The sequence below is a fragment of the Photobacterium panuliri genome, from assembly GCF_059920555.1.
This window is the reverse complement of the sequence record NZ_CP197193.1, coordinates 1,116,846-1,141,300: the sequence shown is the minus strand read 5'-3', so window position 1 is coordinate 1,141,300 and position 24,455 is coordinate 1,116,846. Positions and strand designations below refer to the sequence as shown.

Here is a 24,455-nt window from a genome sequence, read left to right as displayed (position 1 = left end):
CAAGTTGTCCGTTTTGGCATGTTTTATGTCATTGTAGACACTGCTTAGATTATCCTCAATCGGCCATACTGTGTGTATTGAATGCGATGAAACAAAATTTGAAACACAAAGGAGCCTTGTATGAACCAGAAAGCCTTGTTGGTGATTGACTTACAAAATGACTATTTCCCAGGTGGTAAATTCCCGCTTTGGAACACTGATTTGGTATTAGGTAACATCAAAAACGCGATTGAGTTAGCGCAAGAGCATGATGTGAAAATTATCCATATTCAGCATATTGCGGATCCCGCTATTGGTGTCGCGCCGTTTTTCAATCAAGGTACCGATGGGGCGGCGATTCATTCTGAGATATTGGCGGCCGCACCAGATGCAGATGTTGTCATCAAGCACTACGCAGACAGTTTTGAAGGAACAAACCTGGAGGGCTTGCTGGCCCAGTACGGAGTGGATGAATTGCTTGTCTGCGGCATGATGACGCAGAACTGCGTGACGCATACGGCGATATCTAAGGCGGCGGAAAAATATCAGGTTTCCATTCTGGCGGACTGTTGTACAACAGTCGATGAAATGATCCACAATATTGCATTGCATGCAGTGTCGACCCGGATTCCGTTGGCCGGTTACAAAGAATGTTTTTAAATTTCAATTAAATCATAGCGTTATGATTTAATGTGTGGGGGCGGGAATAATTCCCGCTTCTCTTGAGGCTTGGGCTTATATTGTCTACAATAGCGCACTTTTTATTTTCCAGAAGTGAAAGAAAATGACTGATTCTAAAGCGCAACCAGCTCTACCTGATCACCTATCATGTAACCCTCGCAGCCCGCACCACGTGGCAGAGTGCTTCGAGCACAACATCGGTATCCGTTTCAACGGTAAAGAGCGTTTCGATGTAGAGGAATACTGCATTAGCGAAGGTTGGATCAAGATCCCTTCACCAAAAGCACTAGACCGCCGTGGTCAGCCGCTTCTTATCACGCTGAAAGGCACAGTTGAAGCTTACTACTGCTAAGTTGTAGTTGCATAGCTTACTCTGATTGCAAAAAAGGGCCGACGTAGTGTGGGCCCTTTTTTATTGTCAGCAGATCTCGCTTGTGAATGGTTGCAAGTCATTAAGCGGCGTTCAAACGGTATTCGCTGGGTGTCTTACCGGTTTTTTGTTTGAATACCCGGCAAAAGTAGTTGGTGTCTTTGAATCCGCAGCGACGGGCTATTTCGTCTATTTTGAAGCTGTATGTCTTTAGCATGAACTTGGCGCGGTCAAGGCGTACGTAAGTGACGTAGTCTGCATATTTCACGCTACCTTCTTGATTGAATAGGCGCGAGACATGGGCTGATGAAATACCAAAGCGATCCGCTACGGTGATGCGGGTAATGTCTTTGTGGAAGTTTTCTTGAACATAGATGCAGATGTTGCGGTAGAGTCTTTCGCTTCGGCTCGTTTTTTCTTGCTGCGGGGCAGTTAATAATGCTCGGCAGTATAAGATCAGTGCCTGTGCCAGACTGTTGGCCATTACTTCGGCTTTTTTGTCATCACCGATACAACTAAGAGCATTGATTACCAGTTCACAGCTCATGGACGAAGGCAGCGGCATGGAGTGCTTGACGACCTCGACAAATCCTTCCCCTTTGACATATTCAATATAGCTAAATCCCACTTGGCTTCGGCCGAAAAGAATCGAGATCATCCGGCAGGATTTGTTCCATGTCGGTTTGCTCCAGGAGTTAGCCGGGATGTAGATCATCTCGTTGGGCTTAAGTGTGATGGGTTGGTGGTCATACTTGCCGTCAACAATGAGATCGTAATCACCGTCGAGCAGTATTTCAAGGCGGTTGAAGTTAACTTGGTAAGCGCCTTCGGGAGGAGTATTTTCACTCGTGCAAAGGTGGATAAGTTGGCCGTTGAATGTGTTTAGGGACTCGGTGATGATATGGTACATAGTCTGATCGGCTTTATATATGTGACTTGGGTATACGTCTAAGTAATAATGTGGTCAAGCTATTTACTGAGCGTCCTGAAATTAATTTTGTATTTTTGAAGTAAGTTGGCGAAATAAAAAAGGCGAAGCTACTGTCCGGGAGTAACTTCGCCAAACTCAATTATGCCTGAGCAAGCATACTTTCTAATTTGGTGATAATTTCAGGAGCCTGTTTTGCCGCTTGGGCAACGGTGACGCGAACAATCTTTTTACCGGCAAAACGTTCTTCGTTTTTGATTGCGATATCTTTGGTCAGAATAACCACATCGGCTGTTTCAACATCGTTGGCATTCAGTTCGTTTTCAATACCGATTGCGCCTTGGGTTTCAATTTTAACTTCCCAGCCTTTTGCTTTGGCTGCGGTTTCAAGTGCTTCGGCTGCCATGTAAGTGTGGGCAACGCCTGATGGGCAAGAAGTTACGCCAATAAGTTTCATAATATTCTCTCTTCTTTGTTCGGTATTTATTCTGTATGAATTCTGTATAGGGTTGAGTCGGTATTAATCGAATGACAGCTCGAGTTCTTCTGTTTCGGCTTGTTTGTCAGCATCACGGTTCTCGATTGGTTTTTTCAAGAAGTTCACAACTAGGGCTGTGGTGACAGAGCCTGCAATGACCGCGGCGACGTACATTAGGCGACCTTCGACAACGGGCAGTACAATCAGGCCACCCCACGGTGCATGGTTGAGTACCCCGGCCATGAAGGCGACAACGTTACCGACGATACCACCAGCGACGATGGCAGGGATAACACGGGCTGGGTCGTTGGCAGCAAATGGGATAGCACCTTCGGTGATACCGATGCAGCCCATGATAGAGGCCGCTTTGCCTGCTTCTTTTTCTTCAGGGGTGTATTTTTTCGGAGCAAGGAAGGTTGCCAGTGCCATGCCTAGCGGCGGTACACAGATAGCCACACCGACACCGCCCATTAGCCAAGGCTGAGTACCGACTTGAGTCTGGGCAAACAGGGTGGCTACCTTGTTGATTGGGCCGCCCATATCGAAAGCGGTCATGCCGCCAAGTACCATACCCAGCACGGCTTTAGAGGCGCCAGCCATTGACTGCAGGCCTTCGTTCATCATCGCCATGAAGGCGGCGATAGGCTGACCGATCACAAATACAACCAGCGCAGAGACAATGAAAGTACCGCCAATAGGAATGATAAAGTAGGTAGACAGGGCTTTCAGTTTGTTAGATAGCGGGATCCGCTTGAGTTGCAGTACCACATAACCGGCGATGAAGCCGACCACGATGGCCCCAAGAAAACCGGCCTGAACCTGGTTGGCTAGATAAGCGCCGATCATGCCCGGCGCAAGGGCAGGACGGTCAGCGATAGAGTAAGCGATATAGCCGCCCAGTACAGGTACAAACAGGGTGAAACCTGCGATCCCCATATCCCAAAGGCCTTCAAGGAAAACACCTTCCGGTACGGCACCTTTGCCGTTGAGCATCACTGACAGTGCAAGCAATACACCGCCCGCAACAACGAATGGCAACATGTGGCTGGTACCTGTTAGCAGGTGCCTTTTAAGTTCTGAAAATTCCACTTTCATACTCAAGACCTTTTGAATAGTTAATTAATAGATGTTATTCCGGACGGGAATCTGTCCTTGGTTGTTGCTGACGATTATGCGCGCTCAGTGATAGGTTGAATATTGGATATTCATATCCTTTACTGGAGAAATGTTGCATCTTGAAATGAGTGAGAAGCCCATCACAGTGGGAGTGGGTAAATATATTTTTTGTGCTTTAAGTCATATTTTTAATTACTTTCACGTGTGTCTATTTTTTATTTCATGATTCGGTTGTGAATTTAAACTTGTTATTTATTTGCGGTTGATCGTTATTTTAACTTGCTGAGAATAATGTCCTTTGGGCCATCAGCAATAATTTTGCCTTGCTCAAGAACGATAAGGCGATCGACAACATCCAGCATGGTGGTTTTATGGGTGAGCAACAATAAAGTGGTATCACGTTCCATGTCAGCAATGGTGTGTTTGATTTGCTGCTCGGCACGGTTGTCCATACTGCTAGTCGGTTCGTCGAGGATCAACAAAGGCGGTTGGGAGACAATGGCTCTGGCAAAGGCGATGGCTTGTTTTTGCCCGCCGGACAGGTATTGGCCATTTTCACCCACTTGCCGGTTGAGACCGGAAGGGGAGGATTGGGTAAAAAGGGCCACACCGGAGAGTTGGCAGGCTCGGGTGAGATCCGATTCTGAAACATGCTGGCGGCCAAGCAGAATATTGTCGCGAATCGTGCCGAAGAACAGGGTGGGCTCTTGGGTCATGCAGCCGATGTGTCGCCGTAATTCGCCGGGATGAAACTGGGCTAGGTGATGTTGGTCAATCAGGATATTACCGGCTTCAGGGACATAAAGACGGGTCAGCAGCCTTAGCAACGTGGTTTTCCCCGCCCCGATTTTGCCGATAATTCCGATTTTTTCGCCGGGACGAATAGTTAGGCTGACATGTTGCAAGGCTGGCGAATCAGCACCGGGATAGGTAAAGGAGACGTCGTCAAATTGGATTCGCCCGATTTGTTTCGCGACAGTCGTTTGACTATGGAATTGCTGGGTATGGCGTGAGGTAGGGGGCTGTTTTTCACCAGCTTGGGATACTGAGGATTGTGCCGAAGTAACGGCTGACGCTTCTTCTGGTGATGCCATGATAGCACTTAGGGTTTCGACGGCCGTTTTGGCCTGAAAATAACGTGTAGAAAGTTGTGACAGCTGGATCATCGGAGCGATTGCCCGGCTGGCCAGCATGGATACGGCAATCAGCCCCCCGACGGAGAGCTGTCCGGCGGCAATAAGATATACCCCGGTGATTATTATTCCCACAGAGACAGCTTGTTGGGTGAAGCCGGCGAGGTTATGCACGGAATCCGCCAGGCGGCGGGAGCGGACAGACCAACCAGCCATGGTGGCGACGGCTTGCTCCCAGCGGTGTTGGTATTGGGGTTGGCTGTTGAGCAGCTTGAGGGTTTCCAGTCCTGCCAGACTTTCGACAAGGTTGGCGTTTTTTTGGGTCGAAAGCTGGGTGCCCTGCTCGATGGCTTGCCGGAGCGGACGTTGAATAGCAAGGCTGTAAAGGGCAAGCAGGGCGATGGCGACGGTCGGAATGATCGCCAGTGGTCCGGCAATATAGGCGATGACAGCCAGAAAGAGCAGGGCAAAAGGCAGATCAATCAACGCAGAGAGGGAAGCCGATGTGAAGAACTCCCGAATTGACTCAAATTCTTGTAGATGGCGGGCAAATGCACCGACGGAAGGAGGACGAGCGGCCATTTCGATACCCATTACTTTGCGGTAAATCGCTGCTGACATCAGGAGATCGGCTTTTTTCCCGCTGATATCGAGGAAGTAGCTGCGAAGCCCTTTGAGCAGCAGATCAAAGCCGAAAATAATGGCTATACCACTGGCGAGTACCCACAGGGTATCGAATGCCTGATTGGGAACGACCTTATCGTAAACCAAGCGGGTGAACAGCGGGGTGGCGACAGCAAATAAGTTGATTAGGAACGATGCGACCAGTACATCCCGATAGATTGCCTTGGATTGCCACAGGGTTTGCCAAAACCAGCGGGAGCTTGGAGAGTGGCTTGTTTGGGGCGCGGTGCTGTGTTGCTGGCTGCGCTCGTCACCTTGGAAAGGCCGTTTGAATAGAAAAACCCGGTTAATAAAGGCTCTTTCAAGTTCGGCAAAACTGATCCAGTGCCCGGTGGATTTTGTGTTACCGCCTTCTTGATGGTTGTCATCAGCTGGGCGGCTTGTTTCCTCAAGAGTGGTGTGCCCGCTAATTTGTGCCTGCTTTTTTTTATGGTCAATTTCGGTTACTACGCAGGCGGTGTTATTGCGCAGCAAGGCAATGGCGGGGAGCAGCAGCGGGGACAGTTCGGGGAGTGATAACTGTGCTTCGTGCGCCTCGAGGCCGACGTTTTGTGCTGCCCGTGGCAGCAGAAATGGTGGAAGCTGACCGTGTTCGATAGGCAAGCCGTCAAGCAGCAGCTCTGTCGAATGGGGTTGACCATGATATTGGCAGAGATAGCGCAGTGCTGCCAGTAATGGATCATGCATTGTCCGTCTCCCCGCGCGTATTTTCCTGTTGATGAATGGCAAAGCCCTGAAATCCGGAGACTCCCAATGCGGCAAGGGTTGATGCCTGTTGTTTGGTTTCAACTCGGGTGGCAATGGTGGTGATATCAAGGTGGTGCGCGGTTTGGATTAGCGCGCGCAGGGCATCTTGCTGAATGTCATCGTCGAGTTGTCGGGTATAGATAAAGTCAATCTTGACGTAGCGGGGCTGAAAATGGCGCAGGTAGCCGATGGAATCAAAGTGGCGGCCATAGTTGTCGATACCATAGGTAAAATGATGTTTATTCAATACATCACACAGCAGTTTGGTTTGGGCAGTTTCGAGAATAAATGCTTGTTCTGGTAGTTCGATAATAAGCTGCTGGCTGAAGATCGGGTTGTTATCAAGGAAGTTGTCTAGCCATTGGATAAAACCGGTATCAGTGATAGTCGGTAAGGCGAGATTGACGGCGACAAAGCGTGATTCCTCGTGGGGGAGGGCAAGGTAACGGCTGGCTTTTTGCAAAAGATAACAATCGAGTTCGCTGGTTCGCTCAAGTGCGGCCAGGGCAGGCATGAACAGGCGCGCTGGGTAGTTGTGGTTGTGATGGGTGAGATTGGCAAACAATTCGCGGTGCAGGTTATGGCCATGCTGGTCATCGACGTTTTGGTAAGTGAAGCGAAACTGGTCATTGGCGATAGCCATCTGGCAGATTTCTAGCCACTTCTGCTTCCCCCATCCGTATCCCAACTCGGAGGCTTGCTGGGGGCTTAACCGATCTTGATTGGAGATATCTGGGTTTTGTGATATGCCACCGGATTCAACAAGGCCTTGTGTGTCACTGATAACGGCGACAAAGTTACTGTTTTGCTGGGCTTGCGAGAGCGCATTGTCACACAGCGCGAGCAGTTCAGGAACGGATGTCGCGATTGGCGGTGCAGAAGCCTGTTTGGTGATCACGCCGGTAAAAATAGGATCGGGGCTATCCGGGCAACAAACCTGTTGTGCATGGCTAATCTGCTGGGCACAACGGATGGCTTGAGAAATGGGCGGGGCCACTGTCCCCCCTGTATTGATCAGCATGAATTCGGTGTGGCTGAGGCGGCCGAGATGGTATTCAGAGTGGGGGAATAGCGCGGATGTGGAAGCGCGGAGGTGATCGCCAATGGTTTTTACCAATGTTTGTGCCGTGGGGTATTTGTGTTGGTGGCGAAGCAGGCGGATTGCCTCTACTCGAAAAATCAGGATATGCCCAGGTGTTTCGCTGTCCAACCATTCGGCCAGTTCAAGCAAGAGCCGTCGCCGGTTGCCGAGGCCGGAGTCAGGGTCTTGGTAAGCCCGCTTGCGCAGCAAATCAGCTTCTTGGGACTGCTGGTGGAACTGACGTTGGAGTTTCGTGCTCATTTGATTGAAGGCATCGGTCAGAGCCTTGAACTCCGAGGTTGCCGGCGCAGGAAGTGGTGAACCGAAGTGGTTGTCGGCAATAGCTCGGGTTTTTTGCTGCAAGATTGCCAGCGGGCGTTTAACCAGTCGATCGAGCATCAATTTGAGCAACAGGACTCCGATAACAAAGCAGATCCCGAAGGTGGTGAGGAGCTCTAGGCTGCTTTGCCACAATTTGCTATAGGCAAGGGTTGGATGGCTGGTCACGGTAATTTTGCCGAGCTGTAACCAACCGCTGGTCAGGGTATTCTGCCGTGTAGTGGTCGGGATCGGTACTGCTTGCTGAAACCATCTTGGTACATTGCTTGGTGCGATAGGGTATTCGCGGGTGATCTGCTGTTGGTCGCTGAAGATCTCGAGGGAGACTTTTTGGTAAAGGCTACCATCGAAAATGGCATTGATGACCGATTCGGTGCCTACGCGATCGTTGTCGGCCAGATAAGGGGTGACAGCCAGACCAACGGCATGAGTGGCGTTGTCGATCTCAGCGGTCTGCTGAGTGATCAGGAAACTACGGGTTGTGGTGAGCTGGCTGTAAAAGATACCGGCCAATAGCAGCAGGAAAAGCAGCAGCATCCAGATGAAGAGTCGATAGTAAAGGGGCATAGGCGCGCTCCTAGTGATTTCGCTGAAGGCGCGGTTGAGCGAACTGTTGATTGTCGAATCGCTGCCGTAGGTTATTCCAGTGCTTGAGCCGGCTGGCATCGCCAACGTGTTCCCCTTGTCCCCGCAATTTCATTAGCCATAGTTTGCTACCGTTGAAACTGTAAATAGGTTGAAGGTCAGGCCGTTCGGTCGCTGGCTTGATTTCCGGGTTCAGGTTATCCAGCAATAAAGGCACTGATGCAGGTGTAGGATAGTAGGCCAGCACCATGTGGAACTGGTTGAGCTGCAGGGCTTTGACATAGATGAGGCGTAATTTGTCGTCGGCGATCCCCAAGTCCCGCAGCGAGACATATTTGGCAATGCTGTAGTCTTCGCAGTCCCCGGCTCCGGCACCTAGAAACTCAAATGGGGTTGCCCAGTAGTCTCGCTTTCCCCAAACCACCAGATCATCCACAAAGGCCATTTGGTTAAAAAAGTGGTTAACCGCTTCTAATTGTTGGAGTGGTTCTTGGCGGCGGATGGCATGAAGAAGCTGCTGCCAGCGACTGGCCCGTTTTTTAGCCTGTTTGCCATAGACCTGCTCGAATTTTGGAGGGAGCTTATCTATGTCGCTAAGGTTGTTGTCAGCCTGCAGGAGGCGTGATGGCAGGGTAATGAGTGCGACTAGTATTATCATGACTCCCCCTTTCATTGACTCGACCTAATCTGCCTTGAGTGAAAAGACCGTCCACTCTTCGAGTACTTGGCCCTGTGAACCCCGAACCCTTGCGGTTACCCGTCGGCTGAGGGTATTGGTTTGTTCAGGTGTCGCTGCCGCGACCGGTTCGTTGTCTCCGAAACCGACTGTGATGATGCGCTTTGGAGCGACACCAAGGTTGATTAAATGGCGGCGGACAACTTCCGCCCTGCGTTTGGACAAATCAAGATTGTAGTCATGACCACCGACAGGGCTTGCATAGCCTTTGAGTTCGATTCTAGCTTCGGGGTACTGGCTTAAAAATGCCGCCATTCGGCTGATTTCAGATAGGAATTTATCAGGGATCACGGTGGAGTCATTGGCAAACAGAATATGTAGGTCATTGGCTTCGTTGTGTTTGACAAAGGTCGGGCAGCCATCATTGTCGACAATGGCCTGATGGGGTGTTGCCGCGCATTTATCACGGGCGTTGATGACGCCGTCATTGTCGTTATCGAGAAGATCGCGCGATTGACTGGCAATGGGGGGCGGTTCAGCCTCGGTACTACATCCGCTGCCCAATAGAGCGACAATTAGCAGTATGGCGTTGATAAGCCGTGTGCTGGCGGGATGTTGACGAGTTAATAGCATGCTTTCACCTCCTAGCGCACCGATGTTGTCCATTTGTCTGGTACATCAACGCGCATTTCGTCGAGCAATTTTCCCGTGGCATTGAGCACCCGGTACTTAGCCAAAATGCCGGCATAATGCGATTGCAGGTAAGCCTTGCGGGCTTCGAACAGCTCATTTTCAGTGTTGAGGACATCAAGCAGGGTGCGTTGCCCGATTTGGAACTGCTTCTGGTAGGCGATAACGGTTCTTGCGGAAGCATCGACATGTTCTTGGAGGTATTGGGTTTGGTCGATAGCCAATTCCATGCCGCTCCAAGCAAGGCGAGTGCTCTCTTCGAGTAAACGGTAGGCTCGGTCTCGAACATCTTTGGACTCACTGAGTTGGTAGGCCGCCTGACGGCTTTCGGCCAGATCCGTTCCGCCGTTGTAGAGGTTGTATTCTACTTTCAACATGGCCTTGAATTCGTCGGTATGGCCGGGCGTACCGTCAAGCTCGTCTCCCCACTCTTGCGAGGCCTCCACGGAAAAGGTTGGCAGGAAATCTCCCTTGGCTTGCTTGTACTGCGAGGTTGCGGCATCAATATCGTATTTGGCGACATTCAGTACAGGGTTGTTGGCTTTGGCCTCGTTGAGTGCGGTATCTAATGTATTCGCCAGATAGTTTTGGTCCACCTCGGGTTTTTCCAGATTAACGGGAGGACTGCCTACGATGCGTAAGAATTCAGTATTTTTGTCCTGTAGATTGTTCTGGGCCGCAATAAGGTTTGAGCGTGAGCGGGCGAGGCGGCCTTCTATTTGCGACAGATCGGCAATGGAGCCAATCCCTGCATCGGTTCGTTTTTTGATATCGGTAAATATGCGTTGGTGGATGTCGTAATTTTTCTGGGACAACACCAGAACTTCCTGTGCCTCCAACGCTGACAGGTAGGATTCGGCGACACGCAACGCCTTGTCTTGGGCATCGGCAAGCAGTTGGTAGCGTTGGGCTTCGGCCTCGGCTTTTGTGCGCTGGATATTGTGATAGGTAATCGAGCCGTCCCAGATTAGCTGACGTAGGCTGATGGTGGTATTAAGCGGGTTGTAGTCACCGGTACTGTTGGTGGTGTTGTCATAGTTCTCATAACCGGCACTGGCTTCGATATCGACAGAAGGTAGATAGTCGCCAAGGGCAGCTCGGCTGGCTTGGTTCTGGCCCATGAAGGTATTGTAGGCCCGCTTGATTTCCGGATTACTGGCCAGTGTTTCGGCAACCGCTTGCTCTAGTGATTGGGCTGCCAGATGAGGTGAGAGCAGCAAGCTAATAGCCAGTAGCGGCAAGTAAATAGCGCTTCTGTGCCGAGTGGAGGTCAAAACAGGGGATGAAATATGCATAGGTTACTCCCTGAGTGCCGTGTGCTGGGCTTTGAGCACGGGGTTGAGTAAATATTGTAAGACGGTTTTATGGCCGGTAATGATGTCGGCTACAGCATGCATGCCGGGGATAATTGGCAATGGCTTGCCGTGACGGTCTTGAAATGCGTGCTGGTCGGTGCGGATCCGGATTTGGTAGAAACTGTTGCCTTCCTCGTCGATCTGGGTATCGGCGCTGATATGCTCGAGCGTGCCCGATAATCCGCCGTAGACGGTGAAGTCATAGGCGCTGAATTTGACTGTGGCTTTCAAGCCGGGATGGAGAAAGCCGATGTCTTTCGGGGCGATTTTGGCTTCCACCAGCAGGCTGTCTTCGGTAGGTATGATCTCGACCAGATCCATTCCTGGCTGGATAACGCCTCCCAAGGTGTTGATATGGATGGCCTGTATCTTGCCGTTGACCGGAGAGGTCACCAAGGTACGTGATACCTTGTCTTCAAGCCCGACATGGGTTTGGCGTAGGCTATCTAGCTTGTCGGCCGTTTGGTTGAGCTCGGCCTGAATGTCTGAGCGAGCATTGAGAGCGATATCCAGCCGTTTGTAGATGGCTTCGTTCAGGGCCGCCCTCATGGCTGGGATCTGTAGCTCGGTGGACGTCATTTCCCGGCGGGTATCGTTGACCTGCCGCTTGATTTTAAGCAGCTCGACCCGAGGCACTACTCCTTCGTCGGCAAGGGGCTTGGTGATTTTGTACTCTTCGCTGGCAAGGTAGTAGCTCTGTTTTTGGTTTGCAAGGCGGGCTCGTGCTTCATCCAGTTCGCGGGATCGCTGCTGGATCTGCTGGGCCATCACATCGAGCTGGTTGCCCAAGGTAGCCAGTTTGTCGCGGTATTCATTTCGTTGGCGCTGGAGCAATTTGTCATGGCCTTCTTGCAAGTTTTTGGGAAATGCCAGCTCGTTAGGCGTGACGATGACCGATTTTCGCCACAATGATCCCGGTGATTTGTCGATTGGGCGGGTTCGGATACTCGTAAGCAGGGCGTTGAGCCGGATGCTATCGGCTTCGAGACTGATGAGATCCTGACTCTGACCGGCGTAATCGGAGCGAAAACGGGTATCGTCAAGTTGGAGCAGTGGTTGTCCGGCCGTTACGGTTTCGCCTTCGCTAACCAGAATCGCTTTGACTATTCCCCCTTCGAGGTTTTGTACGATCTGCCGCTGCGAGGAGGGGATCACCTTACCCTCACCGCGTGTCACCTGTTCGAGGCTGGCATTGGCCGCCCATAGGATTGCCGAGATCAAAAAGGCCGCAATGACCCACACCATAAGCTGCGATCGCTTTTCTGGCTGGAGAAGCACAGCATAATGCTCGCTCGGGACGAATGCCCGATGCTCAGGTGCAATTGCTGGGTCATGGTCGGGCTGTCTGTTTGTCTTCATACTGCTGTGTCCGCTGCACCTCTTTAAACGTAATTGGGGATCGCTATTTGCCTGTGATTGAGCGTTTGCCGCTAGCTAATAATGCTGCTAAACGGATGGGGGCAAGGGAAAGCGTAGAGGAGCAAAACGGTCCTTGGCGTAACGAGATTGGGAATTCCCAAACCTGAGAACAGTTTATGGTTTGTGATGGCAGGCTTGTTGTTGAGACTAGACTGGAGGGATATCGGCACTGCTCGCGCCAGCGGTAGGAATAGGTTTGGCGGTAAAACTAAGGGCAGGCTTTGGCTTAGGTTGCTAGAAGAGTTGTTCTATATGGCTGAATCTCCCTCTATCCAGCCGACGGCAGCGGCTGAACCGTGGTCTGCTTCCTCGTCTGCTGATTCGGCGCAAACCGGATCGGATTCGTCAGTGGTGGTGGTTGAACAGGGGACGGCAGTTGTCACATTGCCCGATCGTGAAGTGGTGGCTGTTCCCGCAGGTTATCAACTTGAGGTGCCTGTTGCAGGTGCCGTTGTTTTTGCTGATCCCGGAACCCTCTATGTCGTTATGAAAAACGGCAAGTTGGAGCTGGTCGATTGGCCATGCCCTACCTGTGTGCGTGTTGCCCCGAGTGATGCCGAGCGCAGGGCTTTGCTTGCGGAAGCGGCGGAGGTATCAGGCCGAGCTCAAGGCGATGACGTGGTGGTGTATCCTCTGGCGGCCGAGGCCTTTCCCGATGGTGCCGAACAGTTTGCCAATGCCCTGACGGCGGAAGAGCTTGAGAGCCTGCAAGCACAGATTCTGGCAGGGGAAGACCCAACAGCCTTGTTCGAGCCACCCGCTGCCGGTATTGGTGCTGGCGAAACCGCCAACGGTGGGTTTGTGGTGGTCGAGTACGACGGCGACAGTACTCTGACTGAGGCAGGTTTTGATACGCGCTATGAGCGCGAAGAATTTGATGAGCCCGATGATCCGCCACCGCTGTTTGCTGCTGGGGGAGGAGAAACAGGGAGCATGGTCCTGACTGAGGGCGATTTTCAGCCCAATACCTATCCTTCTACGTCTTCTGTGACGGTGACAGTTTCCGCCGCATCGCTGCCGTTAGATCCCGCAGCGTTTACTTTTGCCCCTCAGCAATTGGCCGAACTCTTGGCGGAATTGGAGGCTGAGCTGACCTCCAGTGGTCAAGCTATTGATTTTGAATTTGATCCCGCACGCAATGCTATTGTCGGTACAAGCGCTGGCAATGTGGTGGTGACCTTTCTGTTGACCGCTGACTCGACTGGGCGGGATGTCGATGTGACCGTGACCACCCAGCTTGATAGACCCCTTGATCATCTTTCCGCATCATCGGGTGGTTTGGTATCAAATATTAATGATGTCATTACGGTTTCCCTGCCGATACAAGGGGCTGATTTGGCTGGCAATGCCTTGGATAGCCCGATTGTTATAGCCAGTGCAATTATTGACGGTGTTGATCCGCTATTTGGTTCGGATCCCGGTACTTTGATTGATGAGGCTGATTCGCTGGGGGTCGAGTTGGCAGGGGCTATCCCCTTGGATGTTGGCAGTGATGAAATCAATACCTTGGTATTTAACCCGCAGCAGCCCGATCTCGAGGGGCTGACCAGCAATGGTTTTGCCACCACGTTGACTGTTAACGGCAACCAGCTGTTGCTGGTGGATAGTCGTGGTGAGTCGGTACTTACTGTGACTATCAATACTGATGGTTCCTATGTCGTCAATTTAATGCAGCCAATCGATGAGCTTAATCGTGCGGAGCTGGTGCTTGAGTTGGCGGTTGTTGCCACGGATTTCGATGGCGACACGGCAATAGGCAGCATTGTGCTTAATATTGTTGATGGCAATAGTCCACCGGGGGGCGAAACGGGTGCAATTACTATTACCGAACCGGATTTGCAGCCTGATGGTTATCCCGGGACCGGGCAAGACATTATCGATATCTCCCCGGGAATCGACAGGCTGGATCCGACAACGGTGATGATTGATGAGCTGCAGTTGGCAGATTTGCTCGCTGCCCTGACGCAATCTCTGAGTACTGGCGGCAATGCATTGAGTTTTAGCTACGATGCGACGAACGGGGTGCTATCAGGAGCAACGACCAGTGGCGAACTTGTCGTTACCCTGACGCTGACGGCGGTGCAGAGCCCCGATGGGTTGGGGATCTCGGTGACGGCGGATTTGGTTCAATTGCGCCCGCTGGATCATCTCGCGGACGGAGCCGATAACCGTTATGTGAGTGTTGACGGCGAGCAGATAGTGATTTTGGTGCCGATACAAGCCAATGACACCGATGGTGATTTTCTGGATCAGCCAGCCGAGCTGACAGTAACGATCAATGACGGGGTGTTCCCGGCATGGGGGCAGGATAGCGGGGCGGCGGTCACGGATCCGGATAATGCCCCGCCGGGGCTGGTATCGGAGGCCAACGGAAGCAATCCAGTGGATGTGGGCAGTGATGCGGTCTCGAGCGTGGTGTTTTTGGATACCAGCGAGCTGGCATCGATTATCGGTGGGTTGAGTAGCAATGGCCGCCCTGTTGATTATCGGATAGAGCAGAATCAGCTGGTTGTCACTGATAGTCAGGGAGCAAGTTTGCTGGTGGTCACTATCAATTTGGATGGTAGCTATCAGGTTGCCCAATTTGATGCGTTTGATCAGCCAGTGGACAGCAATCTGGTGCGGTTGCCCATCGCGGTGCGGGTGACCGACGACGACGGCGATTCTGCCGATAGCCAGATTGTGGTGACCTTGCAGGACGGCAGTGATCCTGCTGGCGGGGAAGCATCGGCCGTAGAGATGGAAGAGCCGGATTTAGAACCCAACCAGTATCCGCAAAGCGTGACAGCCACGTTGATACTGGTGGCCGGGGCCGATCGCCTGCTGCCGGATTCCGTGACGCTTGACCCCGCTCAGCTGACCGCAATTATTGCCGATTTGCAGGCGGCGCTTAGTTCGGCTGGGCAAGCATTGGCCGTGAGCTATGATGCAGCATCTGGTGTACTTGTGGCCAACTTGCCTGATGGCAGTGCCGTTTTGCGTATTGTTGTGACAGCTGTACAGGCTGCGAATGGCAATGATGTTGCGGTTTCGGTTGTGACCACCCAACTGCAGCCGCTTGATCACCTTGATTCGACAGTAAGCTCGCCCTATATCACCACCAATGGCGAGCAAATTGTGGTGAGCTTGCCGTTGCAGGCGACGGACAGCGACGGTGATGCCTTGGTGCAACCGGCTAGCGTGGCAGTCACGATAAATGATGGGGTCTTCCCGGCGCTGGAATCGGGCTCGGGGGTCAGCGTTAATGAAACGCAAGACGAAGGTCAGGCTGTTACCGGGACGATTGCCATTGATAAGGGCAGTGACGATATTGCCAGCTTGTTATTTGCTGCTATTCAACCGCCCTTGGATCTGACCAGCAATGGCAGCCCGGTGAGTCTGGTGGTGGGCGGAACGCCTAGCGGCTCTGAAATCAGCTTGGTGGATGGGCTAGGCAATACCGTTTTGGTGGTGACATTGGCGGTTGATGGCCAGTATTCGGTTACCCTGAGCGGGACATTGGATCACGGTAACAGTGAAAGCCTACAAGTGCCGCTGGATGTTGTCGTCACTGACAATGATGGCGATCAGGCTCCGGGGCAAATCGTGGTGACAGTGACGGATGGCGATGATCCGCCGGGAGGCAATACGGTCGAGGTGACGGTGGTCGAGCCGGATCTTGAACCGAGCGGTTATCCTATATCAGCGACTCAAACGGAATTATTGCAGGCAGGAGCCGATCGTTTAGTGCCTGAATCGGTACAGATTGATCCGGCAGATGTGACTGCTATTTTGACCGAACTAGAAGCCGAGCTGACTTCGGGGGGCGGTGTCGCTTTGGTGTTCAGCTATGATCCGGCTTCAGGCATATTGCAGGGTGAGTTGGCTGATGGCACGGTAGTGTTGACGATCACTTTGCTGGCTACTCAGGCGGCCAATGGACAAGACGTGGAATTGGCTTTGACGCTGACCCAATCGGCCCCGCTTGATCACAATCAGAGTGGCAATAACAGCGGATTTGTTGCAGTTAACGGCGATGAAATCGTGGTGCGCTTACCGGTGACTGCCCAAGATGTTGATGGTGATAGTTTGGCGACTGTTGTGACGGCGACGGCCACCGTGGTTGATGGCGAGTTACCGGCGTTGCTGGCTGATAGCGGTGTGGCTCTCAATGAAACGGCAGATTTGAATTCGCCGACCCAAGGCCAGATAGGCGTTGATGTCGGTAGCGATGCGGTGGCGGCGATTAATTTCCTGACCGAGCAAACGGCATTCGATTCCCTGTTGAGTGATGGGGTGCCTGTTCAGTTCGAGGTTGTCGGCGGCAGTACACTTAATGCCTTTATTGTTGTCGACGGTAACCGGCAACCGGTATTGACCGTGGTCATGACCCCGACGGGTACGTATACGGTGACGTTGAGTAACAATTTGGATCACCTCAATGGTGATACCATCGAATTGCCACTCAATGTTGAGGTTGTCGATGATGATGGGGATATTAATAGCGGGACGGTGACGCTCACGGTGGCCGATGGTGATAATCCTGCATTTGGCGCTGATTCAGGGTTGGCGTTAAACGAGGGGGCAGAGGGTATTGCGTCGGGAAGCGGCAATATCGCGGTGATCCCCGGCAGTGACGATGTCATCTCCCTGATATTCCAACCTAGCCAACCGGTATTTGATGGCTTGACAAGCAATGGTTTCGCGACCGATGTCACGGTGGCGGGAAACCGAATTACGCTAGTGCGTGCCGATGATCCATCCATTGAGGTACTGACAGTGACGATTGCCCTTGATGGTAGTTACGCTGTCACACAAAGCCAGCCTCTTGACCAAGATGTGGTGACGAACTTGAATACCTTGGTGTTGGGCGTTGCGGTAGAGGATCGTGACGGTGATTCGGCGACGGGCACGATTACTGTAACCGTCGAGGATGGTGTGGATCCTGCGGGCGGTAATACCAGTGCCATTGCTTTTAGCGAGGGGGATCTGAGTCCGAGCCAAGGTGATCAGCCTTATCCGGTGTCAGGATCAACGGTAACCCGCGTTAGTGCGGGTGTGGATCGTCTTGATCCTGCTTCATTGGCTATTGATCCTGCTCAGCTTGCCCCCTTGTTGGCGGAATTTGGCAGCGAGGTCACCGCAGGCGGGTTGGCGGTAACGGCAACATGGGCCGGGAATACCCTTACGTTGGCAGCCGGGGGCGAGACGGTTTTGACTGCCGTGGTGAGTGCGGTGCAGGTCACTGGCAGCAAGGATATCGATGTTTCGGTGACGGTTACCCAGTTCAAGCCGCTGGATCATAATGGCACCGACAATACCGGGTTGGTTCGTCAAATTAACGATACCTTGGTTTTTGATTTGCCGCTTCAGCTCCGTGATACCGATGGTGATTCGCTCCAGTCACCCGCCTTGATCACAACCACAATCAGCGATGGGCAAGACCCGGTTATCGAGGCGATCCCAGCGCTGCTGGTCAAGGAAAGCGATATTGACGCGGGCGGGGAGTTTCATCCCGGTTCGAATCCGTCAGGCGATGAGCAGGCAGCCAGCGGGCAGATAATCTTTGATAGCGGTTCGGATGAAATCATCGGCTATCAAGTGGATGTGACCGCATTCAACAATGCCAATGCGGGCACTCTGACAGCAGGTGGTGATCAGGTCACCTTGGTGTTCAATACCGCAGACAACCGCTATGAGGGGCAGGTTAACGGCAGCACGATTTTTATTTTGGTTTTTGCCGCTGATGGTAACTTCACCTTTACCTTGCTGGGGGCATTGGATCATGTTCAGCCCCAGAATGATACCCAGTTATCGTTGGCTTTTGTGGTAACGGCGCTGGATCAAGATGGCGACAGTAGCGCACCGGCGACCTTGACCGTAACGGTGGATGACGATATTCCCCAGACGGTAGATGCAGCATTTCAGGCTATAGAGGAAGGCAGTACAACAGCGACATTGGATATATTGACGGTATCACAGGAAGGAGCCGATGATGCTGCTGTAACGGCGGTAGTGATAGACGGGGTACGTCAGCCCATTACCGGAACACCTGATGCACAGGGCTTCTTTATTTTTGACGTCAACCAAAGCGGCCAGTTACTGGGTCAACTTCATATTAGTGCTGAAGGGCAGGTTTTTTTCGTCTCTTTGCCGGATGTCGATCACGGCGAAGTACCAATTATCGTGGATCTAGGTTATGAGGTGACGGACGGCGATAACGATATCAGCCAGAGCACGCTGACAATCACCATTACTGACGAAGAGCCGACGCTGGTGGTACAGGAATCGCAGGGGGTTGAAGATCAGGGACGAAATCCGGATGAAACAATAGGGGATCCGACGCAGGGGATCCCCGTTAATATGACGATTGATATCGGTGACGAGGATCGTGGCGAGCAGATTGGCGAGGTGTTCATTGTGCTTCCGTCTGAGCCGCATGGTGATTTTTATCTTAATGGTACTTTGCTAGTTCCGACGGGGGGGCAGGTGCAGATCCCCCCAGCTGCCTTTGTTGATCCTGATGGCGACGGCAATTTTGATCTTCAGGGCGTGACTTTCGTGCCTGATGCCGATTACTCCACCTTTGCCGAGCCCGGCAACTTGCTCGACTTCACTGTTACCGCCCAAGTGGTGACCACTGACGGGGTTGACCATCCTTTGCAAAATGGCACGCTGTCCATCAGCGTTCTGGGTATTGCTGATGCCCCGGCGTTTGCGGCCAATACCGTGACTTATTACGGCGACGGGCTTGAAGATGGGCCGAATATCAGCCTTGCCGATTCTTTTCAGGCTTTTCTGCAAGATACTGACGGTTCTGAGGTGTTGACCTATTTCATAACCATTACCGAAGGCGAAGGACAGATTATCGGGGATGGGATCACGGAAGTTTCACCGGGGGTTTTTGAAGTGCCGGTTGCTTCGGCCTCTTCGGTCGCCTTGGATCCGGCTGATAATTTCAGCGGAGATATACGCCTGACATTAACGGCCCAAAGTCGCGAGCTGGGGCATTTTGTCCCCGCATTTGAAACGGCGCAGACGGCGGAAACCCTGTTGGTGAACGTGCTTCCGGTGGCCGATGACGCGCAGCTCAAAGTGCAGCGGGTGTCTTCGCTGGAAGATGAAGCGATCGCCTTGGCTCCTTTGATCCAGCTGACCGAGTTGGATGACACTGATGATGATTTTGGTGTTGAAACCTTGTATGTGCGTATTTCTGAATTACCGGTCGGGGCGCAGTTGCTTCAGAATGGGGTCGCTTTGGTGCCCGATTCGGCGGGGGTCTATGAAATCCTGTATGAAGAGCTGGATCAAGTTCAGTTGATCCCCGTGCCGGAGAGCAATGTTGATTTTGCCATCAAGGTGGAAGGGGTCGTAAAGGATGTAGTTGATATCACCCTTGAGGATGGCACCGTCACAACGGTTGAGGATGTGCTGGTGACACCGGCCCAGTTCATAGAAGTCGCCTTGACCGGGGTGGTGGATGAACCGGACTTTGAGCTTGGTGGCAGTAATTGGACCGATATTGTTGGTGGCCCCAACTCGGGGATCGAGACGACAATCGATGAAGATGATGCGGCAGTGCTAGATTTTAGCTTGGTGTCAGGCGAGAAAATCAATGCGCCACTCGATGATTCCGAAACCCTGACGTTTGTCTTATCCAATATTCCAGACGGAACCCGCATTTTTGATGCCGAGGGCAATGAGCAGACCTTGGTCTTTGTCGGTTTCGATCCGGTCACCGGGCTGCCGCGCTATGAGGTGAAGCTAACCGGTGAAGATATCGGCACGCCCGGCCAGCCGGTGGCAATTACGATCCGCCCACCGGAGAACAGTACAGAAGATATTGTGCTGGATGCCAGTATCATCGTGACCGAAAACGACGGTGATCAGGGGGAGTTCGAGTTTGATTTGGTGATCCATATCGAGCCTGTTGTGGATGCTGGGGACTATACCCGCCAGAGCAATGGGCTGGAAGATGCGTTCATCCCCCTAAACTGGGAACCTTCGTTGACTGACAGCAAGGAGGTGATCACCAATTTGGTGCTGGGAAATATTCAGCCGGGTTACCAGTTGCAGATCGATAATGGCGGGACAATTACCCCGTTGGTCATTGATGCAACAGGCAGTGTGACGATTACTCAGGCTCAACTGGCCGAACTGCTAGCAGGGGCACAATTGCAATTGTTGGCACCGCCTGATTCAGATCTTAATTTGACGGGGCCGACGGCGATTACCACTGAAGTGACAGTCAGCGAAACGGACGTGGACTCGCCAGCCACAGATACCAAGGTGGTTAACGGCACGCTGAATGTGATTATTCGCGCCGTTGTCGAGCCGGATGCGGAGCTTGGGGTATTGCTGCCGGGAGGGACGGAATTTGTCGAGAACATTGTCTCGCCTGACGGCAGCCTGAATTTGACCGGGGGGCCGGGGTCGGATGGTCAGATTGTGTTTGAGGATCTCGATCCCAGTAGTGACGAGGTGATCCTGTCGATAGTGATCACCTTCCCGGATCCTGATGTGGCCTTTGTGGTGATCGGGGCGATCAATAACGGTGACGGGAGCTGGACCGTACCGAATGGGAGTTTGGATGACATTCAGATTCTGGCGCCGGAAGGATTTGTCGATACTGTGACGGTTCAGCTGGCGGCAGAAGTTCAGGATTTGAGTGATGATGGTGATGTCAGTGCCATTGTTGAGGTGACTAGCAATCTGACTATCGATTTTCAGAACAATGTGCTCAACGATCAACTGGCGGCGGAGATAGTGGTTGACCAGAATGTAATTGTAACCGGACAGGAGGATACAGTTGTCGCGCTGGGGGGCTTTCTGAATCAGATTGTCAGTCTGGATACATCGGGTGGCGATATTCCCGATGATGAATTTTCATTGGTGATTAGTGCGGCCAGCCTGCCATCGGGGGCGACGATTGCTGGAATGGATTTCAATTTCGTAACCAATGAATACGTCATCAAGGTAACGCCGCAAGCGGATGGCAGTTTGGATTTAACCGGGATCAGCCTCAACTTACCGCAGGATTTTGCCGGTGATTTCTTGCTGGATGTGAAATATGTCAATACCGATGTGGCGAGCGGTGATACCAAGGAGGTGACGGATACCATTCCTGTCCGGGTGGATCCTGTCGTCGATGTACCGGACCGGACAGGTGACCCTAATCGGGTACCGGATATCGGGGTTACGGTCGTAGAGACACAGGGGCTCGATGCTGACAGGCAGCCAGCAGAAGACGGAGAGCCGGAGGTTGTCTATCCCGGGATCGCCTATGAGGATGGCACGATAGTGTTGGATATTACTGCCACTGTCGCTGATATCAGCACCACGACACTTGAAGGGCTGGAAACCTTACAGCAGGTGGTCATTGATGTGGGCGGTGCTGGGGGCTTTTTGCTCAATGCTGCTGGAGAGCAGGTAACTAGCCTGACGATTACCGATATTACCCAGCTAGCTGATGTTCGCTATGTTCCACCACAAGATTTCAGTGGTGAAGTGAGTCTTTCGGTGGCGCTGACCATTGTTGATACCGCTGAATATGATCAGACGCCCGGGGCGGCAGTTCAGACAGATACGGCTAATTTTAGCGGTAATGTGGTGTTCGAGGTGATTGCTGTTAACGACGAGGTGGAGTTCAGCGGATTGGAAAACCCTATTGTTGGGGATGAGGACAGTGGGGCGATAAGTTTTGCCGGGATCAGCGGTCAGGTGGTTGATATTGATGGCTCAGAGTCTATTGTGTCGATCAAAATCGTCAATGTTCCCGAGGGCTTTATTATCGATGGCGCTGCCAATAACGGTGGCGGGGAGTGGAGCGTCGCCGTTCCCGTGGGCAGCACGACGTTTGATCTGTCTGGGCTGGGCTTGATCCCCCCTAAGGATTTCAGTGGTTCGGTTGAGCTCGGGATTGTGGTGTTCTCGAAAGAGGACAGTCTCGAGTTACCTGAGGAAAATACTGCAACGTTCAATGTCGTGGTTAATCCCATTGCCGATCGGGTTGATACCGATGTCACCCCAACAGCGTCTGGTACTGAAGATGAAAATATTCCGCTAATCCTTAATATTCAGGCGTTGGACAACAGCGATAGTTATACCGGCACGGCGACCAATGTGACAGAAAATCCCCCCGAGACCTTGCAGATTCAGCTGAGTAATGTGCCTGATTCCAGTCAGATTGCCTTGCCTGCAGGGGTGGCAGGGAGTGTGAGTGATCAAGGCGGCGGGGTGTGGTTGGTCACGGTGGCCAGTTCGGATCTGGCGGAGCTGGTCTTTGTTCCCGGTAATGCCAATAGTAACAATTGGAACGGACAGCTGGATATTGAAATTCGAGCGGTGGATCAAACAGATGTTGCTCCTGATCCGATTGCGGCATTTGTCACGATTACCTTGGATATCGACGCGGTGAATGATGCGCCGGTCAACCAGGTACCGGCTTCGCTTACCGTCGATGAAGACGGTGTGCTGCTGATTAACAGTTTGCAGGTGAGCGATGTTGATATTGATGAGGTTAGCGTAGGCATAATGACGGTGACTCTTTCCGTAGCGAACGGGATTTTGTTGGTACCGCCCGGCTCGCCGCTGGCCGGGATAACGGTGACCGGGGATGGAAGCAATAGTTTGGTTTTGGAAGGCGCGTTATCGGCGCTTAATACGCTGCTTTCATCAGGGGTTAATTACCAGCCTGATCCTAATTTCAATGGTGATGACAGCCTTCAGATGGTCAGCAATGACCAAGGCAATACGGGAACGGGAGGGCCGCTGCAAGATAGCGACGATGTGCCGATTACCGTACTCCCAGTTAATGATCCGCCTGTTATTACCGATGTCCCGGATCAGACGACAGAGGAAGATACGGCGCTGGTGATTAGCGGAATTGCGGTATCAGATGTTGATTTCAATGAGGCAGGTTCCAGTGGCGTTATGACAGTTAGTTTGACTGCTGGAAACGGCACATTGACCGTTGCGGATACCGCAGGCGTAACGATAACAGATAACGGTACAGGAGCTGTGACTCTAGATGGTAGCTTGGCGGATATCAATACGGCGTTGGCGGCTGGGGTGACGTATTTGGGCGTCGCGGATTTCAAAGGAGAGGATAGTGTTACTGTTACGGCGAACGACAATGGTAATGTCGGCGCGGGTGGGCCGCAGCAGGCAAGTGCAACGATCAATATTACGGTGACCCCTAAAGCTGAGCCCCCGATCTTGGCGCTGACAGTGCCGCAAATGGCAGATACGCGCGCAGCGTTGGGAATATTGGTGCCCTTGTTGGGGCTAGCGGTGAGCGCCGCCGATGCCGACGAGGCGTTGTTTGTCGAAGTGCGTAATTTGGGTGATGGTCGATTAGTGGATACTAGCGGGGCTAATGTCGGTGTGGATAACGGTGATGGTAGTTGGCGTGTTGCGGCAAGCGAGCTGGATGGGGTGTTTGTCGCTGATCTGCCTGAGGGGCAGAATACATTGACTGTAGTGGGGATCTCACAAGAAAGTGATGGCAGCGAGGCGGAGTCGACTGAGCTGCTTATCGGGATTCGGATGGATAATCTGACCACCACTGGCAATGACATTGGTGCGGGGGACTCAGATAGCGAGAATCTGGTCGTTGGCGGTAGTGCCAATGAGCGACTTTTTGGTGGGCTGGCTGATGATATCTTGGTTGGTGGCACCGGCAGTGACCAGTTATTTGGTGGTGCGGGCAACGATCAATTATGGGGTGGGGAGCTTAATGGTACGGGAGATGGTGCTGCTGATATTTTTGTTTGGCAGGTGGGCGATGTCGGTACTGCCGGTGCAACAAGTGTTGATACTGTCAAGGATATGGAAATTGGCCTGGATCAGCTGAATATCGCAGAAATACTCCCCGATGATGGCGGTAGTGACCTTGATCGTTTAATCAATAACATTGCAGCTACTGTGGTTGATTCGCAGTCATTACAGTTGGATGTGGCAACAGTTGCAGCCAGTTCCCAGCAAATTATCTTGGAAAATATTGATGTAGCTGGGCTAGGACTGGATACGGGGTCAACTTCGGCAGAGATCGTCAGCCAGTTGTTTAATAACAATACCTTTATCGTGGATTAGATAAGGTTATATGGCTGGGTAAGGTATTCATCGATTTTTTAATGAATTATTGGAGACTGCATAAGTGAGTCTTACACTTCGGAGTTGAATTCGCTAATTTGGTATAGATATGAAGCCGTCAA

General features: G+C 52.2%; 12 protein-coding genes. 3 read left to right on the top strand and 9 right to left on the bottom strand.

Going from position 1 to position 24,455, the window contains the following annotated elements:
- Nucleotides 1-120 precede the first annotated feature (120 nt).
- Together ACSF8X_RS21470 and ACSF8X_RS21465 are read left to right on the top strand one after the other, a co-directional pair.
- The gene (locus ACSF8X_RS21470; protein WP_500851390.1) at nt 121-639 is read left to right on the top strand and encodes a cysteine hydrolase family protein; all 519 of its coding nucleotides are present in this window, start codon (nt 121-123) and stop codon (nt 637-639) included.
- A 124-nt stretch (nt 640-763) separates the two neighbouring features.
- A complete protein-coding gene (locus ACSF8X_RS21465; RefSeq protein WP_047878964.1) occupies nt 764-1,012 on the top strand; it encodes a DUF3297 family protein in 249 nt (82 codons plus the stop codon).
- Nucleotides 1,013-1,112: 100 nt separating this feature from the next.
- Here the strand turns inward: ACSF8X_RS21465 and ACSF8X_RS21460 are convergent, their stop codons facing one another.
- The 9 genes from ACSF8X_RS21460 to ACSF8X_RS21420 form a co-directional block, all read right to left on the bottom strand.
- Nucleotides 1,113-1,940 carry an AraC family transcriptional regulator gene (locus ACSF8X_RS21460; protein WP_500851389.1) on the bottom strand — a complete coding sequence of 276 codons (828 nt, stop codon included), beginning with the start codon at nt 1,938-1,940 and terminating at the stop codon, nt 1,113-1,115.
- 160 nt (nt 1,941-2,100) lie between these two features.
- The gene (locus ACSF8X_RS21455; protein WP_047878962.1) at nt 2,101-2,415 is read right to left on the bottom strand and encodes a PTS fructose-like transporter subunit IIB; all 315 of its coding nucleotides are present in this window, start codon (nt 2,413-2,415) and stop codon (nt 2,101-2,103) included.
- Nucleotides 2,416-2,478: 63 nt separating this feature from the next.
- Nucleotides 2,479-3,531 (bottom strand): PTS fructose transporter subunit EIIC, encoded by a 1,053-nt coding sequence (locus ACSF8X_RS21450; protein ID WP_047878961.1) that lies wholly within the window; start codon nt 3,529-3,531, stop codon nt 2,479-2,481.
- Between the two features lie 290 nt (nt 3,532-3,821).
- Nucleotides 3,822-6,056 carry an ATP-binding cassette domain-containing protein gene (locus tag ACSF8X_RS21445; protein ID WP_500851388.1) on the bottom strand — a complete coding sequence of 745 codons (2,235 nt, stop codon included), beginning with the start codon at nt 6,054-6,056 and terminating at the stop codon, nt 3,822-3,824.
- Nucleotides 6,049-8,103, bottom strand: coding sequence for a bifunctional diguanylate cyclase/phosphodiesterase (locus ACSF8X_RS21440; protein ID WP_500851387.1), 2,055 nt, complete (start codon nt 8,101-8,103; stop codon nt 6,049-6,051). Before ACSF8X_RS21440 ends, ACSF8X_RS21445 begins: the two co-directional genes overlap by 8 nt.
- Before the next feature lie 10 nt (nt 8,104-8,113).
- A complete protein-coding gene (locus ACSF8X_RS21435; RefSeq protein ID WP_500851386.1) occupies nt 8,114-8,794 on the bottom strand; it encodes a transglutaminase-like cysteine peptidase in 681 nt (226 codons plus the stop codon).
- Between the two features lie 9 nt (nt 8,795-8,803).
- Nucleotides 8,804-9,430 (bottom strand): OmpA family protein, encoded by a 627-nt coding sequence (locus ACSF8X_RS21430; RefSeq protein WP_500851385.1) that lies wholly within the window; start codon nt 9,428-9,430, stop codon nt 8,804-8,806.
- Between the two features lie 11 nt (nt 9,431-9,441).
- A complete protein-coding gene (locus ACSF8X_RS21425; protein ID WP_500851384.1) occupies nt 9,442-10,782 on the bottom strand; it encodes a TolC family outer membrane protein in 1,341 nt (446 codons plus the stop codon).
- 3 nt (nt 10,783-10,785) lie between these two features.
- Nucleotides 10,786-12,201 carry an HlyD family type I secretion periplasmic adaptor subunit gene (locus ACSF8X_RS21420; RefSeq protein ID WP_500851383.1) on the bottom strand — a complete coding sequence of 472 codons (1,416 nt, stop codon included), beginning with the start codon at nt 12,199-12,201 and terminating at the stop codon, nt 10,786-10,788.
- A 312-nt stretch (nt 12,202-12,513) separates the two neighbouring features.
- Between ACSF8X_RS21420 and ACSF8X_RS21415 the strand changes: the two genes are divergently transcribed.
- Entirely contained in the window at nt 12,514-24,333 is an 11,820-nt protein-coding gene (locus tag ACSF8X_RS21415; RefSeq protein WP_500851382.1) for a retention module-containing protein, read from the top strand.
- Nucleotides 24,334-24,455: the final 122 nt, after the last annotated feature.

What these genes read in the sequence shown, in the direction of transcription:
- ACSF8X_RS21470 (WP_500851390.1), top strand. Translation starts at nt 121, where the DNA reads ATGAACCAGAAAGCCTTGTTGGTGATTGACTTACAAAATGACTATTTC.
- ACSF8X_RS21465 (WP_047878964.1), top strand. Translation starts at nt 764, where the DNA reads ATGACTGATTCTAAAGCGCAACCAGCTCTACCTGATCACCTATCATGT.
- ACSF8X_RS21460 (WP_500851389.1), bottom strand. Translation starts at nt 1,940, where the DNA reads ATGTACCATATCATCACCGAGTCCCTAAACACATTCAACGGCCAACTT.
- ACSF8X_RS21455 (WP_047878962.1), bottom strand. Translation starts at nt 2,415, where the DNA reads ATGAAACTTATTGGCGTAACTTCTTGCCCATCAGGCGTTGCCCACACT.
- ACSF8X_RS21450 (WP_047878961.1), bottom strand. Translation starts at nt 3,531, where the DNA reads ATGAAAGTGGAATTTTCAGAACTTAAAAGGCACCTGCTAACAGGTACC.
- ACSF8X_RS21445 (WP_500851388.1), bottom strand. Translation starts at nt 6,056, where the DNA reads ATGCATGATCCATTACTGGCAGCACTGCGCTATCTCTGCCAATATCAT.
- ACSF8X_RS21440 (WP_500851387.1), bottom strand. Translation starts at nt 8,103, where the DNA reads ATGCCCCTTTACTATCGACTCTTCATCTGGATGCTGCTGCTTTTCCTG.
- ACSF8X_RS21435 (WP_500851386.1), bottom strand. Translation starts at nt 8,794, where the DNA reads ATGAAAGGGGGAGTCATGATAATACTAGTCGCACTCATTACCCTGCCA.
- ACSF8X_RS21430 (WP_500851385.1), bottom strand. Translation starts at nt 9,430, where the DNA reads ATGCTATTAACTCGTCAACATCCCGCCAGCACACGGCTTATCAACGCC.
- ACSF8X_RS21425 (WP_500851384.1), bottom strand. Translation starts at nt 10,782, where the DNA reads ATGCATATTTCATCCCCTGTTTTGACCTCCACTCGGCACAGAAGCGCT.
- ACSF8X_RS21420 (WP_500851383.1), bottom strand. Translation starts at nt 12,201, where the DNA reads ATGAAGACAAACAGACAGCCCGACCATGACCCAGCAATTGCACCTGAG.
- ACSF8X_RS21415 (WP_500851382.1), top strand. Translation starts at nt 12,514, where the DNA reads ATGGCTGAATCTCCCTCTATCCAGCCGACGGCAGCGGCTGAACCGTGG.